This window comes from Streptomyces sp. NPDC032126 (assembly GCF_055580085.1).
Map to the genome: position 1 here is coordinate 1,966,720 of NZ_JBVIMA010000001.1, position 15,023 is coordinate 1,981,742.

The 15,023-nt window shown below is 68.4% G+C and carries 13 protein-coding genes and 1 pseudogene; 5 read left to right on the plus strand and 9 right to left on the minus strand.

What is annotated here, in order from left to right; translation table 11 throughout:
- Positions 1–134: 134 nt before the first annotated feature.
- From ACZ5NW_RS08420 to ACZ5NW_RS08435, 4 genes are all read left to right on the plus strand, one after another.
- Entirely contained in the window at positions 135–1,238 is a 1,104-nt protein-coding gene (locus ACZ5NW_RS08420; RefSeq protein WP_468742932.1) for a zinc-dependent alcohol dehydrogenase, read from the plus strand.
- Positions 1,228–2,406, plus strand: a complete 1,179-nt coding sequence (locus ACZ5NW_RS08425) for a DUF3500 domain-containing protein (protein ID WP_468742933.1) — start codon at positions 1,228–1,230, stop codon at positions 2,404–2,406. The genes ACZ5NW_RS08420 and ACZ5NW_RS08425 overlap by 11 nt, the downstream gene beginning before the upstream one ends.
- A gap of 62 nt (positions 2,407–2,468) precedes the next feature.
- A complete protein-coding gene (locus ACZ5NW_RS08430; protein WP_468742934.1) occupies positions 2,469–2,612 on the plus strand; it encodes a hypothetical protein in 144 nt (47 codons plus the stop codon).
- Positions 2,613–2,729: 117 nt separating this feature from the next.
- Positions 2,730–3,746: an alpha/beta hydrolase gene (locus ACZ5NW_RS08435; RefSeq protein ID WP_468742935.1), complete on the plus strand. Its 1,017-nt coding sequence runs from the start codon at positions 2,730–2,732 to the stop codon at positions 3,744–3,746.
- Positions 3,747–3,880: 134 nt separating this feature from the next.
- Here ACZ5NW_RS08435 and ACZ5NW_RS08440 read toward each other — a convergent pair whose 3' ends face one another.
- From ACZ5NW_RS08440 to ACZ5NW_RS08470, 7 genes are all read right to left on the minus strand, one after another.
- Positions 3,881–4,135, minus strand: a complete 255-nt coding sequence (locus tag ACZ5NW_RS08440) for a hypothetical protein (RefSeq protein ID WP_468742936.1) — start codon at positions 4,133–4,135, stop codon at positions 3,881–3,883.
- Positions 4,136–4,211: 76 nt separating this feature from the next.
- On the minus strand, positions 4,212–5,813 hold the full coding sequence (locus ACZ5NW_RS08445) for a bifunctional 3-(3-hydroxy-phenyl)propionate/3-hydroxycinnamic acid hydroxylase (protein ID WP_468742937.1): 1,602 nt from the start codon (positions 5,811–5,813) through the stop codon (positions 4,212–4,214).
- Positions 5,814–6,047: 234 nt separating this feature from the next.
- A complete protein-coding gene (locus ACZ5NW_RS08450) occupies positions 6,048–6,602 on the minus strand; it encodes a TetR/AcrR family transcriptional regulator C-terminal domain-containing protein (RefSeq protein WP_468742938.1) in 555 nt (184 codons plus the stop codon).
- A gap of 124 nt (positions 6,603–6,726) precedes the next feature.
- Positions 6,727–8,052 (minus strand): amidohydrolase family protein, encoded by a 1,326-nt coding sequence (locus tag ACZ5NW_RS08455; protein ID WP_468742939.1) that lies wholly within the window; start codon positions 8,050–8,052, stop codon positions 6,727–6,729.
- The gene (locus ACZ5NW_RS08460; protein WP_468742940.1) at positions 8,049–9,635 is read right to left on the minus strand and encodes an FAD-dependent oxidoreductase; all 1,587 of its coding nucleotides are present in this window, start codon (positions 9,633–9,635) and stop codon (positions 8,049–8,051) included. The genes ACZ5NW_RS08455 and ACZ5NW_RS08460 overlap by 4 nt, the downstream gene beginning before the upstream one ends.
- Positions 9,632–10,537, minus strand: a complete 906-nt coding sequence (locus tag ACZ5NW_RS08465) for an alpha/beta fold hydrolase (protein ID WP_468742941.1) — start codon at positions 10,535–10,537, stop codon at positions 9,632–9,634. Before ACZ5NW_RS08465 ends, ACZ5NW_RS08460 begins: the two co-directional genes overlap by 4 nt.
- 18 nt (positions 10,538–10,555) lie before the next feature.
- Positions 10,556–11,389, minus strand: coding sequence for an alpha/beta fold hydrolase (locus ACZ5NW_RS08470; RefSeq protein WP_468742942.1), 834 nt, complete (start codon positions 11,387–11,389; stop codon positions 10,556–10,558).
- 443 nt (positions 11,390–11,832) lie between these two features.
- Here ACZ5NW_RS08470 and ACZ5NW_RS08475 point away from each other — a divergent pair, with 443 nt between their 5' ends.
- Complete coding sequence (locus ACZ5NW_RS08475) at positions 11,833–12,945, plus strand: competence protein CoiA family protein (protein ID WP_468742943.1); 1,113 nt, start codon at positions 11,833–11,835, stop codon at positions 12,943–12,945.
- A gap of 825 nt (positions 12,946–13,770) precedes the next feature.
- On the opposite strand, the pseudogene ACZ5NW_RS08480 reads toward ACZ5NW_RS08475, so the two are convergent.
- Both ACZ5NW_RS08480 and ACZ5NW_RS08485 read right to left on the minus strand, forming a co-directional pair.
- A pseudogene (locus ACZ5NW_RS08480) lies at positions 13,771–14,448 on the minus strand (transposase family protein); the annotation flags it as partial.
- A 240-nt stretch (positions 14,449–14,688) separates the two neighbouring features.
- A complete protein-coding gene (locus ACZ5NW_RS08485; RefSeq protein WP_468743020.1) occupies positions 14,689–15,006 on the minus strand; it encodes a peptidoglycan-binding domain-containing protein in 318 nt (105 codons plus the stop codon).
- Positions 15,007–15,023: the final 17 nt, after the last annotated feature.

Consider the following 15,023-nt stretch of genomic DNA (forward strand, 5'->3'; position numbering starts at 1 on the left):
TCGCGACATGCATAAGGGATGCCTATGCGCCGCGAATGGGGCGTAGGCGTTGTCGGCGTGCAAGATGAGGTGGGGAACAGGGCCGTTTCGGTTCGATTTCCGACGCATGTTCATGGCCGTAACTGGAGGCCCCGATGTCCTTGCCGGAAACAATGCAGGCCGCGGTGCTGGGCGAGCCCGGCACCCTCGCCGTCACGACGCTGCCCGTACCGCGGGTGGGACCGGAAGACGTTCTGGTACACGTCCGCAGGGCGTCCCTGTGCGGAACGGACCTGAAGATCCGCAGCCGGCACTTCTTCAAGGACGGCGGCCCGGCCGCGGGCGAGTTCGTACCCGGCCACGAGTACGCCGGCGTCGTCGCCGCGGTGGGCAGCGCCGTGGACGAGCTCCGGGTCGGTGACCGGGTGGTGACGGAAGCCCACCGCGGCTGCATGCGCTGCGCCAACTGTCTGGCCGGGGCCTACACGGACTGCCTCAACTACGGCCTGCGGCACACCGGGCACCGCGTGCAGGGGATGACCGTCAACGGGGGCTTCGCGGAGTACGCGCTCAACCATGTAGCGACCCTCCACCGGTTGCCGGACACCGTGGACTTCGACGCCGCGGTCGTCCTCACCACCGTGGGCACCGTGATGCACGCCCTCGACGTGCTCGACACACTGCTCGTCGGATCCACGGTCGCGGTGATCGGCCCCGGACCGATAGGGCTGCTCGCGGTACAGGTGGCACGTGAACTCGGGGCCAGGACCGTAGCCCTGGCCGGCACGCGGGAAGCCAGGCTCACCCTGGGCAAGTCCTTCGGCGCGGACCTGGTCGTCAACTCCCGAGAGGAGGACGCCGTAGCGGCGGTGCGGGAGGCGACCGACGGGATCGGCGCCGACCTCGTCCTGGAGTGCTCCGGCGCCCCGAGCGCGGTGGACGACGCGCTGCGCATGGCCAAGCGGTCCGGGAAAGTGGTCCTCGTCGGCTTCTTCGAAGAGCCCGTACGGGCCGACCTGAACCATGCCGTGATGAACGGCATCTCGATCCAGACGGTCCGCGGAGAGGGCACCGGTTCGGTGGCCCGCGCCGTGGGCCTGGCCGCCCGGGGTCGGCTGCGCACCGCGGAACTGATCACCCACCATTTCGGGCTGCCCGACGTCGCCGAGGCGTTCGACACCTACGCCGAGCGCCGGGGCAACGCCATCAAGGTCATGCTCGACATCTCCGAGGACCCGGAGTCCACCCGTGACCGGTGACCGAGAGGGCACCGTGCCCGACGCCCTGGCAGCCGGGCGGGAGAAGGCGGCGGCCACCATGGCCGATGCTGCCACCGCCTGGCTGAACAGCCTGAGCGAGGACCAACTCCCGCTCGCCGCCTACGGCTCCCCGCTCCACCCGGATGCGGAGGCCGAGCGGCTGCGCTGGTTCTACACCCCCACCGACCACGGCGGGCTCGCCGTCCGGGACCAGAACCCCCGCCAACAGAGCCTGGCCATGCGGCTGGTGGCCACCGGACTGTCCATCGCGGGCTACGCCACGGTCACCACCGTGATGGGGCTGGAGAACGTCCTCGACCAGCTGGAAGGGTGGCGGGTCCACTGGGGCCGGCAGCGCGGACGGGACCCCGGCCTGTACTGGCTGAGGATCTTCGGCCGCCCCGGCGACCGGGTCTGGGCGTGGCGGTTCGGCGGCCACCACATCTCTCTGAACAACCTCGTCGTCGCCGGCCGGCTCGTCTCCACGACCCCCTGCTTCATCGGTGCCGACCCGGCCACGACCGAGCTGATCGGAGGCACCCTGCGGCCCTTGCAAGGCCCTGAGGAGACGGCCCGTCAACTGGTCCGCAGTCTGGACACGGGCCAACTCCAAAGCGCCCTGCTCCACCCGTCCGCGGTCTCGGACATCGTCTCCGGCAACCGCCCACGCGTCGGACACGGCGACACGAGGATGCACATGCAGGACCTGTGGCGCGGCCAATTCGCCGACCCCCAGCTGGACCGGCTCGTCAACGACATCGACCGCCGGGCGGAAGCAGGCAGCGGATACACCGAGAACGATCACGCGCGCGTGGCCATCACGATTCCCCCCAAAGGCATCAGTGGTCGCGACCTGAACGACGAGCAGCGGCACCTGTTGCACCGGCTGATCACCCTCTACACCGGACGGGCACCCGAGTTCCTCGCCGATGCCTACGACACCCACTACGCCTCTGACACCGTCCTCGACGCGGTGCATTTCGGCTGGGCGGGCAGCACGGACGGCGGGGAGCCGCACTACTACCGGGTGCAGGACCCTCGCGTCCTCATCGAGTACGACAACACACAGCGGTACGCCAACCACGCCCACTCGGTGTGGCGTGACCTGACTTCCGACTTCGGACTGGACGTACTCGCCGAACACCGCGCTCACATCGCACACGAGTAGGACGTACTCGGGGAGTGCCATAGTCGCCCGTACTGCCAGTCCCCCACGAAAGAACCAGCACCATGACCACCCCGCTGATCGTCGACGACGAGCCCCTGCTGCCACGCCTTGCCGTGCGCATGACCCTCGAACGACAACCTGGACTGACCGTCGTCCGCGAGGTCGTGGACGCGGCGCGACATCCAGGCCGCGGCCGACCGAACTAACCAGGCCCACGAGATCTGTCGGCAACCACTGCCCGACCTGGAAACCGCGGCCGACCGGCAAGGCGCCACTGCTTGAACCCGAGAACTGTGACCAGCCGAACGAAAGGTGCGCAGTACATGACACTCCGACGAGTCCTCGCCGGACTGGGCTCCGCAGCAACCCTCGGCGTTGCTGCGGCGATCAGCACACGTCGCCGTGCTCTCGCGGCAGTCCCCCGCGAGCTGCGGCACCCAGTGCTCTTCCTCCCACGGAACTTCGGCAACCCGGTCACTCTGGCCATCGCTCGCCGCATCGTGCCCTTGGCGGGAGCCGCCTCCAGGCCGGGCGTCCGCGTCGAGCAGCGCACGCTGCCGGCCACGACCGACGACCTCCCCGTCGAGGTGCTCACCTACCACCCATCAGGCCAAGCGCCGCGCGCAGCGCTGCTTTGGATCCACGGCGGAGGAACCGTCATGGGTACCGCTCGGCAGGAGAACACCTGGTGCAGCCGGGTTGCCGACGAACTCGGAGTTCTGGTCGTCAGCGTCGACTACCGCCTCGCACCCGAGAATCCGTACCCCGCTGCTTTGGACGATTGCTTCGGTGCGCTCCGCTGGCTTCACGCCAACGCAGCCGCCCTCGGCATCGATCCCGCCCGCATCGCCGTCGGCGGCGAAAGCGCCGGAGGCGGACTCGCCGCCTGCGTAGTCCAGCGCGCCCACGATTCAGGAGTGCCGGTCCGGTTCCAACTCCTCATCTACCCCATGCTGGACGACCGCACGGCTCTACGCGTCGACCCTCCCAGCAGCGCCATCTATACGTGGACCCCGGACTCCAACCGCTTCGCCTGGACCTCCTACCTCGGCCGCCCGCCACAGGACCTCGACGATCGCCCCTATCTTGCGGCGGCAAGGCGTAAGAACCTCGAGGGGCTGCCGCCCGCGTGGATCGGTGTGGGCGACATCGACCTGTTCCACGACGAAGACGTCGACTACGCCCGACGCCTGAACGAGGCCGGCGTCGCCTGTGAGCTACGGCTCGAACCAGGCATGTACCACCTTGCTGATGCCCTGCTCGACGGCAAAGCACCTTCGATGACCGCGTTCCGCGCTGCCGCCCTCGACGCTCTGCGAACGGCCCTGGCAAAGCCCTGATCGCCCCGGACATGCCGAACCGGCCTCGACGGCCAGGCCGGCTCGGTCAGTCGAGAGCGGGAAGGGGGCGCCGGGCGACCTCGCGTGCTTCCTCGCGGGGGAGACCGAGCATGCACAGGATCATTTCCGCCATGTCAGCCGCGGCTTCGTCCCCGCTGACATCGGGGCGTGCGGACTTCAGTCCCCACCTCCCGCGGGGCGCGGGGGACGAGGCGCAGGACCTGGGTCACTTCCGGATGGGTCCTGACCAGCCGCGCGGCGATCCGCGAAGAGGTGGCCATGACTTCAGCCGGGTCCTCGATGCCGCGCAGGTGCTCGTCGATGGCCTGACCGTACTGGTCAAGGGCGTCGGCCACCGCTGCGTCAAAGAGCTCGGTGGCGGGCGGCAAGGATGAGTGCCTGTCGGGTCTCGGCGCGGCGCCGTGCGAACCGGTTGCGGACAGGCGGAGCTGAGGCAGACATTAGCTATTTTCCGCCCCATTCGGGCGCGATCTGCCGCGCCAACTGATCCAAGACCTCCTCCAGACGCTCACGAGACAGGCTCGCGTAGACGTAGTTGTCTGGACGAACGAGCAGGATGGGCTTGCGCCGAAACAAGGGGCGGGCGACACCTCCAACGTCCTCCAGGACGTCAGACCTCGCGCCAGGATGTGTCGGACGCCTTCCCGCTTCGGCGAAAGTCACGAAAGTCGCGCGCAAGACGGTCTCCGCAAGGTGCTGACCACGAGGCGACAATGATTGCCCTGGGTGGACGCCCCAGCCGATGATGCGCCACCCCGTGCCGACAACGTCGTCGAGAAGGCGCTCTTCACCCTCAAAGGTCCGGACGATCGGTTGAGGAAACAAGCGCCCGACTGGCGAGAGAGGTGAGGTTCGGCCGGACAAGAGGCCTCGACGATAGCGGGCCGGCTTGCGCCATCGGCCCTGTCGAGCGGCAGTACGAAGGGCTGGGATCCGCAAGACCGTCCCGGCTACTACGTCTCGGGCTGCGGCTGCCTTCGCAGACCTTAGCGTGGTCAACTGCCCAGCCCGGACAGACAGGTTGGTGATCGCCTCCGCGTGCGGTCGCCGTTCGGCTTCGTAGGTATCGAGGCTTTCAAGCGGTGCACCCGAACGCAACACCGCCGCCACCTTCCAGGTGAGGTTGGTGACGTCGCGGATACCGGAGTTCAACCCCTGTCCGACCATCGGCGGCATGAGATGGGCCGCGTCCCCGCACAGCAGGACTCGGTCGACACGCCAGTGACTTGCGCACTTGGCTCGGAAGTCGTAGATGAGGTGGCGCCGGACCTCAGCCTTGTCAGGATCTGTGTCCCGCCCGATGATGCGTCGCGCTGCCTCTACGGACAACATCTCCTCGCGGTCTTCTCCGGGCATGAGTTTGCGTTCCCAGCGATGCAAACCCGACGCGAGCCGACCGGTCAGACGCGGCGCCGCAGGATCGAGCCACATCTGGAAGTAGGGGATGTGAGGGATCGGTTCCGGGAGTTTCGCGTCGATGACGAGCCATGTGTCGGTGAAGTCGGATCCGACCAACGTGGCCCCAATGAGCTTACGTACCTTGCTGTTGGCGCCGTCACACCCCAAGACGATGCTTGCTCGAGCTTGTCCGAGTTCGCCGCGTGCATCAAGGAACTCGAGGTCGACACCGCCACTGTCTTGGATCAGGCGAGTGACAGTGTGGTTGAGGCGTACGTCGGCCCCTCCGCACTCTGCAAGCGCCGAGCGCAGGTGTCGATCAAGCGCAGGCTGGTGGATCGGAGTGATCCACGGATGACCCTGAGGTTTTTCGGTCGGAAGGGTCGTGACGACCACCTTGCCACGCGGCGACATCCACTGCGCACCGGTGCCTGGGAGCATGTCAACAATTGCGCGCTCGTACACTCCAGCCTTTTGCAGCGTCCGCATTGCCTCGCCGTCCAGGACGCCCACGCGAGGTTCGGGGTAGACGACGGCCTCACGCTCGAGTGCCAAGACGCTCAACCCGTCTCTGGCGAGCAGCAGCGCTGCCAGTTCACCCACGGGCCCGAGGCCGATCACGGCGACGTCGAAGTTGGATCGGTTCATGAGTCCGTCCTTGCGAAGGTGAGTGACACGCCTAACCAATTTCGGTTACACCGTATTCATAAACTGCCAGGCGCTCAATGTCCAGGTCCTGTTCGATGTTCAGATCGCGGTGAGCGTGGCGATCAGCCATGTGCCGTGGACGCGCTCCGATACCGAAGATCAGAATTCACGCGGTGGATCCAGGTTCAGAGGACGGCGGTCGACCTGAGCGTCTGCCTCGTCTGCTGGGTCGGGTCAGATGCGGGCGGCAAGCCCGGCTTCGACGCCGTCGAGAAGCGACTGCAGTCCGAAGGACACATACGGGCGAGGGCTGGCTGCGAGGGCGGCACCGATCGCGAACGTGACGACGCTCTGGGCGGCTTGCTCGGCGTCCCGCCTGGTGAGGCCGGACGCCTCGCAGACCGCGAGCAGGTGCTCGTCATGGCGGTCCCTGGCCGGGCCGTCGAGAGGCTGGATGGTCATGGCGGCCAGCAGCCAGGGGTGCCTGAGAAGCATCGAACGCAGGTTGTCGGCCATGGCCAGGAGGGCTGGACGCCATTCGAGGCCGTTGAGAGCGGGAAGGGGTGTCTGCCCCCAGACGGTGTCGGCGGCCAGCAGGAGCAGATCGTGTCGGCTCTTGACGTGCCAGTAGAGTGCCGCCGCGGTGATGCCGAGACGGCTGCCGAGTCTTCGCATGGTCAGACTCTCGATGCCGCCCTCGTCCAGAAGGGCGATGGCCGCCTGGATGATGTGCTCTTGGTGCAGAGGGTCGCGGGGCATCCCCGCGGTAGTCGGGATGGGGCTGCTCACGGCTCCTTCTTGCTGTGGGAATGAGGCCGCAGCGTGCGGCTCTTCGGGCGCTTGGCCATCGCGCCGACGAGGACGGGGGGCGTGCGCGTCGGCGCCGTTCATGCGTGGGGGCCGTTGCGGCGTGTCAGCCGGGAGAGCCCGCGGGCCTGATGCTGTGCAGCAGCCGCTCTCCGGACTCGCGTAGCTGGTCCTTGACCTCGTCGAGGCCGGATGCGAGCAGAACGTGATCGCGTTTGCGCCAGGTGCCGGCGACCATCACGGCTTCGATGTTGACGATGTCCGCCTGCAGGGTCGTGGCGACGGGGTCGTGCGCCGGCCACAGGTTGAGCGCCCGGGCGTCGACGGCGACCAGGTCGGCCTGCATGCCGGCCTCGATGCGGCCCACCTTGTCGGCCAGGCCCAGTGCCTTCGCTCCTTCGACCGTGGCCCAGGCAAGCGCCTGTTTGCTGGTGACGGACGGTGTGTTGGCGTACATGCCGGTCGTCTGCCGGTGGTGGGCGTGGTCCAGGCTGCGCTGGTGGGCCAGGGCGAACCGGGCCGCGGTGAGGACCGATCCGGGTACGGCGGTGTCGATGTCCGTGCCCAGGGAGGGCGCCGCGCCCAGGCGCAGCAGGGACCCGGTGATGGGGGTGCCGTGCCCCTGGCCCAGTTCGTTCTCCGGGGTGATGGTGAAGGTGACGCCCGCCTCGACCAGCGTCTTCAGCCAGTCCGCGGGCAGGTCGGATCCGTGCACGACGTTGGTCAGAGGGCTGAAGAGCCCGGCGTCGCGCACGGCTTCCCAGCCGGGTGAAGGTTCGCCGCCGCTCTGGTGCATCGAGACGACGAGGCCGCGTTCCGCGCCGGCCCGGAAGTCGGCCACCGCGGTCTCCGACGAGGAATACTGCGGCCCCTGGAGGGCCATGCCCAGGGTCAGGAGGGGGTGGTCACGGACGGGGCCGTCGAGCAGCCGGTCGATCTCGGTGAGCGGGTGGGGTGTGTCCGGCGAGCGGTAGGGCGTGCCGTGCAGGAAGACGGCGCGGATCCCGGCCTGGAGCAGTCCCTCGACGGCCGCGTCGGCGTGCTCGGGGGAGAGTGCGTTGTGGCACCAGTCACCCACTGTGGTCGTACCGCAGTTGAGCTGGTTCAGGGCGCCTGCCAGGTTGCTGATGTGCATGTCGGCAGGGGTGTAGTGCCCGACGCACTCGCCGTGCAGGTGGGTGAGGTACTGCATCAGCGTCCAGTCGGCGCCCGCGGAGCGCAGCGCGGTCTGCCAAGTGTGCAGATGGGCGTTGACCAGACCGGGGATGATGACACGGCCGGAGAAGTCGACGACCTCGGCGTCGGTCGCCTCGATGGTTTCGCCCACGGCGGCGATGGTCTCGCCGTCGACGAGTATGTCGACCTGCTCGGCGTCCGGCCGGTCCGGCGTCATCGTGATGACCTGCGCCCCGCGCAGCAGTATGCGGCTCATTCAGCGGCCCTCGAACCGGGGGAGGTGTGGCTCGGCTGGGACATGGTGCGGGTCATTGCCTGAGGGGTCATGGCCCGCACGGCGGCTTGTGTGGTGGTGAGGAAATCCCGAGTGGCGATGTGTCCGATGTAGCCGTCGGGACGGATCAGCAGCAGCGTGTCGCCGGTCAGGCCGTAGGCACTGCGCAGCGTGTTCTCGGGGTCGGAGAAGCCCGCGGGCGTGCCGACGGTGAGCCGCTTCAGCTGGGCGCCCGTCGTCGGCCAGTCGAGGAGTTCGAGGTCCCGTGCGGCGCCGGGGCCGTAGGCGATGGCGGTGAAGTGCGGTCCCTGGAAGAGAGTGAACAGGCGGGTCTCGGCGCCGTCGGCGCCGAGCAGTTGGGCGTCCGGGGCGCGGTCGCCCACGTGAAGCGTGCTGGTGTCGCCGCTGTCGCCGTCGGCAGGGGCGAGTGGGCCGCCGTAGTAGGTCAGGGAGAGCTGCTGCTCGTCCTTGCCGCGCTTCATGCTGGAGGGGTCGAGCTTGGCGATGCCGCCCCACTTCTCCGTGGACAGGCCCAGGACCCCGGCGGCGATCGGCTGCCGCTCGGCCTCGTAGGTGGCAAGCAGGGCCGGATCGGCTCCGGCGAGGACCTGGCCGAGCTTCCAGCCGAGGTTGTAGCCGTCCTGCATACCGGTGTTCAGGCCCTGGGCACCGGCCGGGGTGTGGACGTGCGCGGCGTCACCGACGAGGAAGACACGTCCGCGGCCGTAGTGCTCCGCAAGACGGATGTTGGGCCGGAACACGGACTTCCAGTGGATCTCGTGCAGCTGGATGTGCCGGTTGCGGGTGTGGGAGTGGATCCGGTCGATGATGGCGCCGATCTCCTGGGGCGGCTTCTCGTCAGGCGTGAGCCGGATCATCCACTGGAACATATCGCTGTCGGGGATCGGACAGGCGCCGATGAGCTTGCCGCCGAGGCCGGGCCACATGTGCCACCGGTTACGGGCCAGGCCACTCACGGAAGCATCCACGATCAGCACGCGGTCGGCCTCGTCCGTCGTCCCCACGAAACCGATGCCGAGCTGCTTGCGCACCGCACTGGAGCCGCCATCGGCCCCCACGGCATAGCGGGCGACGATCTCCTCGGCCCCGTCCGCGCCCACCACCTTGGCGACCACGGTGTCCTCGTCCTGCGTCAGCTCGGTCAGTTCCTTGCCGAACTCGACCTCGCGGCCGAGTTCACGGAGCCGGGCGTGCAGGGCGCGGTCCGTGCGGAACTGCGGGATCAGCCAGGTGTTCGGATACGGGACGTCCGGGGTTGCCTCTTTGTGGGGGAACATCTTCCACGGCACACCGATGGGTCCTGCATGGAGCCCGAGCTTGGGATAGATGTCGCCGCCGGCCAGCACGTCGTCGAGAGCGCCGAGGTCTTCGAGGACTTCGAGGCTGCGGGGCTGGATGCCCTTGGCGCGCGAGCCGTCGAAAGCGTGGGGGGACTTGTCGACGATCCGGACGTCGAGTCCGCGGCGTACGAGGTCGATGGCCAAGGCGGAGCCCGAGGGGCCGGCACCGATGATCAGTACGTCGATGGCCTGCGGGTTGTTCATGAGTCGAGCCTTTCGGTGCGCGCGGACACGAATGAGACGAGCTGATCAGCGACGTCGCGAGGCCGTTCGAATGGGGCCATATGTCCGCACTTGTTAATTACATGATGTTTCTGAGGCTTCAGCAGAGCGCGCGCCTTGTCGCATTGCGCCAGCGGCGTGACGTCGTCCTCGTCGCCCCACAGCAGCAGCGTCGGAATGCCCAGTGCCCCCGTCCGCCGGAAGAGGTCGTCACGGCCGGTGAGAGGCAGGTGCTGCAGGGTGTCGAAGACCGCGTACAGCGAGCCCTCGAAGCGGAAGGTGTCGAGGACCATCTCGGTCAGCCTCGCGCCGAGCTCGGGGTCGCGGACGTTGTGTCCCAGGTGTCCTTGAAGGATCTGTCGGCCCCGCCGCCGGGCGATGAGGCCGGCCAGCCGGTCGTTGCGCAACAGCCGGTGGGGGGAGGTCAGGCGGGGTTTCGCAAGACCGGCTGGGCCCACGATGGTGAGGGTGGAGACGGACGCGGGGTACTGGGCGGCGTACGTCATGCTGACCAGCGCGCCCATGGAAGTTCCGACGAGGTGCAGGGGCCGCACCGTCAGGCCGAGCCGGTCCGTCAGCTCGGCCAGCTGCCGCGCGAACAGCGTCTCGTCGTATCGCGCCTGTACCCGGTCGGAGTAGCCGCGGCCGTAGGCGCTCCAGGCCAGAGTGCGCAGCCCGCGGGCGTGCAGCTCGCCGACGAGGCCGTCCCAGTAGAACAGCGGGATGGTCAGAGACCCCGCCATCAGGACCACATCCCCGCCCTCGGGCCCCGTCAACTCGTAGTGGGTGACGCCGTCGGACAGCTCGATGAAACTGCCGCGCAGCGCCGCCCGCGAGTCGGCGGTGAGCTTGCGGTCCTCGCCCGAGGCGACGAAGTACTTCATGGAACGGGCCTCCTTGCCCTAGTTCGCGGGGGTGTCGGCGCAGGAGCCGAGGAACTTCGCGATCGCGTCCGCGACCCACTGCGGCTCCTCCTCCGGCAGCAGATGTCCGCCGTGGGGGTGGACGAGCTCCTGAGCGCCGGGGATGTCGCGGGCGAAGTGCTGGCCGTCGATGCTCGCGCTGCGCAGCACCAGCGTGGGCGCCGCGATGCGAGGGATCTGCGCGGAGCGGTCCGGCTGGTCGGTGTTGCAGAAGTCGACGAAGGCCGAGCGGTTACCGGGGCGGCTCATGAGCTGGTAGGCGCGGTCCACCATCGCGTCGTCCACGATCTGCGAATGCGGCCCGACGGTCTCGCGCAGGTTGCGCTCGATGGCCCCGCGCGGCATCACCCGCCTCAGCAGGGGCCGCAGCAGCGGGTTGCGGGTCAGGCGCATCCCTGCGGGCACCGTCTTCTCCGGGTAGCCGGTGGCATTGACCAGTACCAGGCCGGTCAGCCGCTCCGGATGATCCAGCGCGAGGTTCCAGGCGATGTTGCCGCCCAGGGAATTGCCGGCCAACGCATAGCGCGGCACGCCCAGCGCCTCCAGGAAGCCCGCCACCGTCGCGGCGTACGCCGGGATGCGGTAATCGCGGTCCTTGCGCGGGCCCGTCAGTCCGAACGCCGGCAGATCGGGACGGATGACATCGAACGAATCCGACAGCAGATCCGTCGCGCGGTCGAAGTGCTGCAGGGATGAGGCACTGCCGTGCAGCAGCACGAGTGCCGGGCCGTGCCCAGCGCGCTTGTAGTGGATCCGCAGGCCGTCCACCTCGACGAACCGGGAATCGGGCTGGGGCTCAGACCAGGTACTCATAATGGATACAGTGTTACCGATATGGTGATGGTGTCAAGTGGAAGCCCCCGCGTGTTACGGCCACGGTGGTCCTGAGCGAGGAGCTGGATCAGTTGGTGCGCCGCGCTGCCGGTCGTCCGCCGGTCCCACCGGACCGGATCGTCGCCATGGCGCTGCAGTCGTCGACGAGGAGGGAGCGGAGGCGCTATCGATGAGGGCCCTGGCCCGGCCACCGCTGGTGATGCCGTACGACCGGATCGCAGTCTGATGCGTTGTCAGTGGCCCGCGCCACACTGGCCTTCTCGCCGATGAAGCAGGAGGGGCCGATGGCGTTCCGGGCCGTGCACGCGCAGTGGGGGACCGTCTTCGCGCACTTACCCGATCTCGGCTGCGGGCGCTCGTGGGACCAGGTCTGGAGGGTGAGACCGCCCGCGCCTCTGACCTGCGACGAGTGCCAACACCCGATGCACGCCAAGCGGTCCCCCAGCGGCCTGCGGTTCTTCGCCCACGCCCCGGAGGCGCCGGAATGTGCGCTTGCCGGGGAGACGCTGGCGCACCACCTGCTGAAGCTGGAGCTGGCAGCCGCCGCGCGGGACGCCGGGGCGCACGCCGAGCTGGAGGTCCGCGGGCCGGAGGGCGCATGGCGTGCCGATGTGCTGGCGAGCGATCCGGCCGGAGCCTGGCGGATGGCCCTGGAGGCACAGCTCTCGCCCATCACGCCGGACGACATCGCTGCCCGCACGGAGCGGATGGAGGCGGACGGCGTGCCCTCGGTGTGGTTTAGCGACCGGTACCGGCCGACGTGGTTCGGGCGGGTGCCCTCGGTACGGGTGAAGGGCGTCGAAGGCGGCGGCCTGGTCGTGGTGGAGGGCCTGGCGAAGTTCTCCGGTGGGCAGTGGGAGGCGGGCCCGCAGGTGCCGCTCGCGGAGTTCCTGCGGTGGGTGTTCGCCGGGCGGGTGGTGTCGCATCCGCGTCGGGCTCCCGTACGCAGCCCCCTGTCAGCTCGGCCCACAGTGTGGACGGCCCCGCAGTACGCCCAGCAGGAGGCCACCCACCTGGAGGCGGAGGAACGGCGCAAACGCCTGGAACAGGAGGAGCAGCGCCGCCTTCAGGAGGAAGAGCGGGTCCGGTGGGAGCAGTACCAAGAGCGCCTGCGACAGGAGGACCGGGAGCGGGCCAGAGCGCGCGGTGATCACGAGGCGGCCATTCACGACCTGCTCGAACGGCAGGCGGCCCTGGAGAAACCGGCCTTCGATTTCGTGCGCCGGGAGACCGGCGTCCACCCGTTCATAGAGGACGGTGGCGCCGCCGAGTTCGCCATGGGCGTGCCGGTGTACGTCGGGCTGACCCCGTACGGAGTCATCTGCCCCGTGGCCCGTCGGGTAGCCGCCGCCCGGGACCGCCTCGCGCAATTGGTGGTGTTCGTCGCCTCCGAAGGGGAGCGGCGGCGCATCGCCGCACAGGCCCGGCCCGGACAGCGCATCGAGGTCCTGGACAGTGGCCTGGCCGCCGTGCCGTCCCCACGGCCCCCGGCGGGGCAAGACACCCTCCCGCTCCCGGAGTCCGGGTGTGAGTAGTTGAGGTACAGGAAATCCCGGTGAGAACGATCACGGGCTGACAAACGTTGTCTCCGCAGGCCACGGCTACGGGTGCACCGTGGACGGCCAACACCGTAGCCAAGGCGCAAAGCCGCCTCAGCGCCCCGGCTACCCTCCGACGTCATGACGACGATCTACAAGACCCGGGAGTGGAAAGGCCACGGGAAGCAGAACTACTACTGGAACGAGTACAGGCTCGAAGGCGACACCGTCGTCAAGTACAAGTGCCACCGGCAGAAGTTCTTCGACGGCAATGAGAACACCTGGCAGGAGGACGAATCGTTCCAGGAGTCCTGGGGACTTGACGAGCCGAGCATGCCCGACTGGCTGAGGCGATATCTCTGATCGCGGGTTTCGGGCGTGGGGTGCGCGGGTTTCTTCGGGATGCGGGCAGCGGTGATCGTCGGGTGGCCGTCCAGTGCGGGGGCTCCGAGGTCTTTCGGGTCCGCGCCGCACGGTCACACCCTGGTCGAGCGCGGCTCGCTCGACGGGGTCCAGCTCGGCGGTGCGGAGGAAGTCGGCGACCTTGCCCGGCATGTGGAGGGCGACCGGCAGCTCCAGCGCTGGACCCTCTTCCTCGATGGCGATGTGGTCGGGCAGGAGGTCGCCGACGGCCGTGCGGATCGCGCCGCGGCTGACGCCGTGGTCGCGGGTGCGTACGTCGGCGGTCTTGGTGGCCGCGACAGCGGGGCGGCGTCCGCCTTTGTTGCCCTTGGCCTCGGCGGCGCGCAGTCCGTCGTAGGTCAGCTCGCGTTGGAGGTCGCGCTGGAGTTCGCCGGCGGCGGCGAGGGCCTGGAGCATGAACTTCACGGTGGCCAGCAGTTCTCCGGTGCGCGAGACCAGTGCGCGGATCTTCGCGTGGGAGCGATTGACGGCCTGCTGGCCGGTGGAGAGGCTGTCCCATCGGCCGCGGTAAGGCAGACGGACCGTGCCGCCTGCACCCTGGTAGCCCTTGTCCGCCCAGCAGAGGACGCCGGCCTCGGCGAGTGCCTCGATGATGCCGTGCTCGCGCGCGGCCCGGACGTCGTGGACGGCGCCCGCCAAGGCCGGTGAAGCCCACATCAGATGCCCCTTCGGATCGGCTATGACCTGCACGTTCATGCCGTGCTTCTTGTGTTTGCCCGAGTAGAACGGGCGATCGGCGGCGATCCGGTCGATGGGCAAGAGCGTCCCGTCCAGGACCACGTACGCCTTCGTCGACGCCGCTCGTACGGCCTCGGTGAGGGTGGGGGCGAGGGCGGCCAGGAGGTTGACGGCCTCGGTGATGTATCGGTAGGCGGTGGTGGTGCCGATCCCGAATCCGGCCGCGAGCTGGGCGTAGGGCTGGCCGTTGCGCAGGTGGGCGAGGGTGAGCAGAGCCTGTCGGCCGGCGTTCAGGCGCTGCCACCTGGTTCCGAGAGCGCGGCGGTGTTCCCTCGGGCGGGCGGCAAGGAAGCGCAGGGCAGAGCTGGACACGTCGGTGCCGGACGGGTAGACAAGCATGCGAAGCCTCTGGTGGAGACGGTTCTCTTGGTCGAAAACCCATCTGCCAGGGGCTTCATTCGCCTGTCAGGCCAACTGCCCAGCTAGCACGCGGGGTTGGAAAGAACTCACTGACACCGAGGTATCGCTCTGGCTCGTCGGCGTCGCAGAAGTCATCGAAGAGCGTGTGAAAGACGTGGTCCAGGCTCTCGAACGCCGACGGGTCAAGCCAGACGTCCTGCTGCCATGTCGGATTGGCTCTCACGGCGTACCGTCCTGCCGTGTGAGCGCTTCCCAGGTTTGTGGCCCGACCAGGCCGTCAACGGTGATTTTGGTGCGCCGTTGGAATTCTCGGACTCTACCGTCGGTGATTGGTCCGAAGTCCCCGTCGACTGCGATCGGAGCCAAATCCGGAGTGCGCTCGTTGAGGAGCTGCTGAAGCCGCATCACTGCCACACCCTGAGAACCCTGCTGCAAAGCTGGATCGTGAAACAGAGATCCCCAGGTTTGTGGCCCGACCAGGCCGTCAACGGTGATTTTGGTGCGCCGTTGGAATTCTCGGACTCTACCGTCGGTGATTGGTCCGAAGTCCCCGT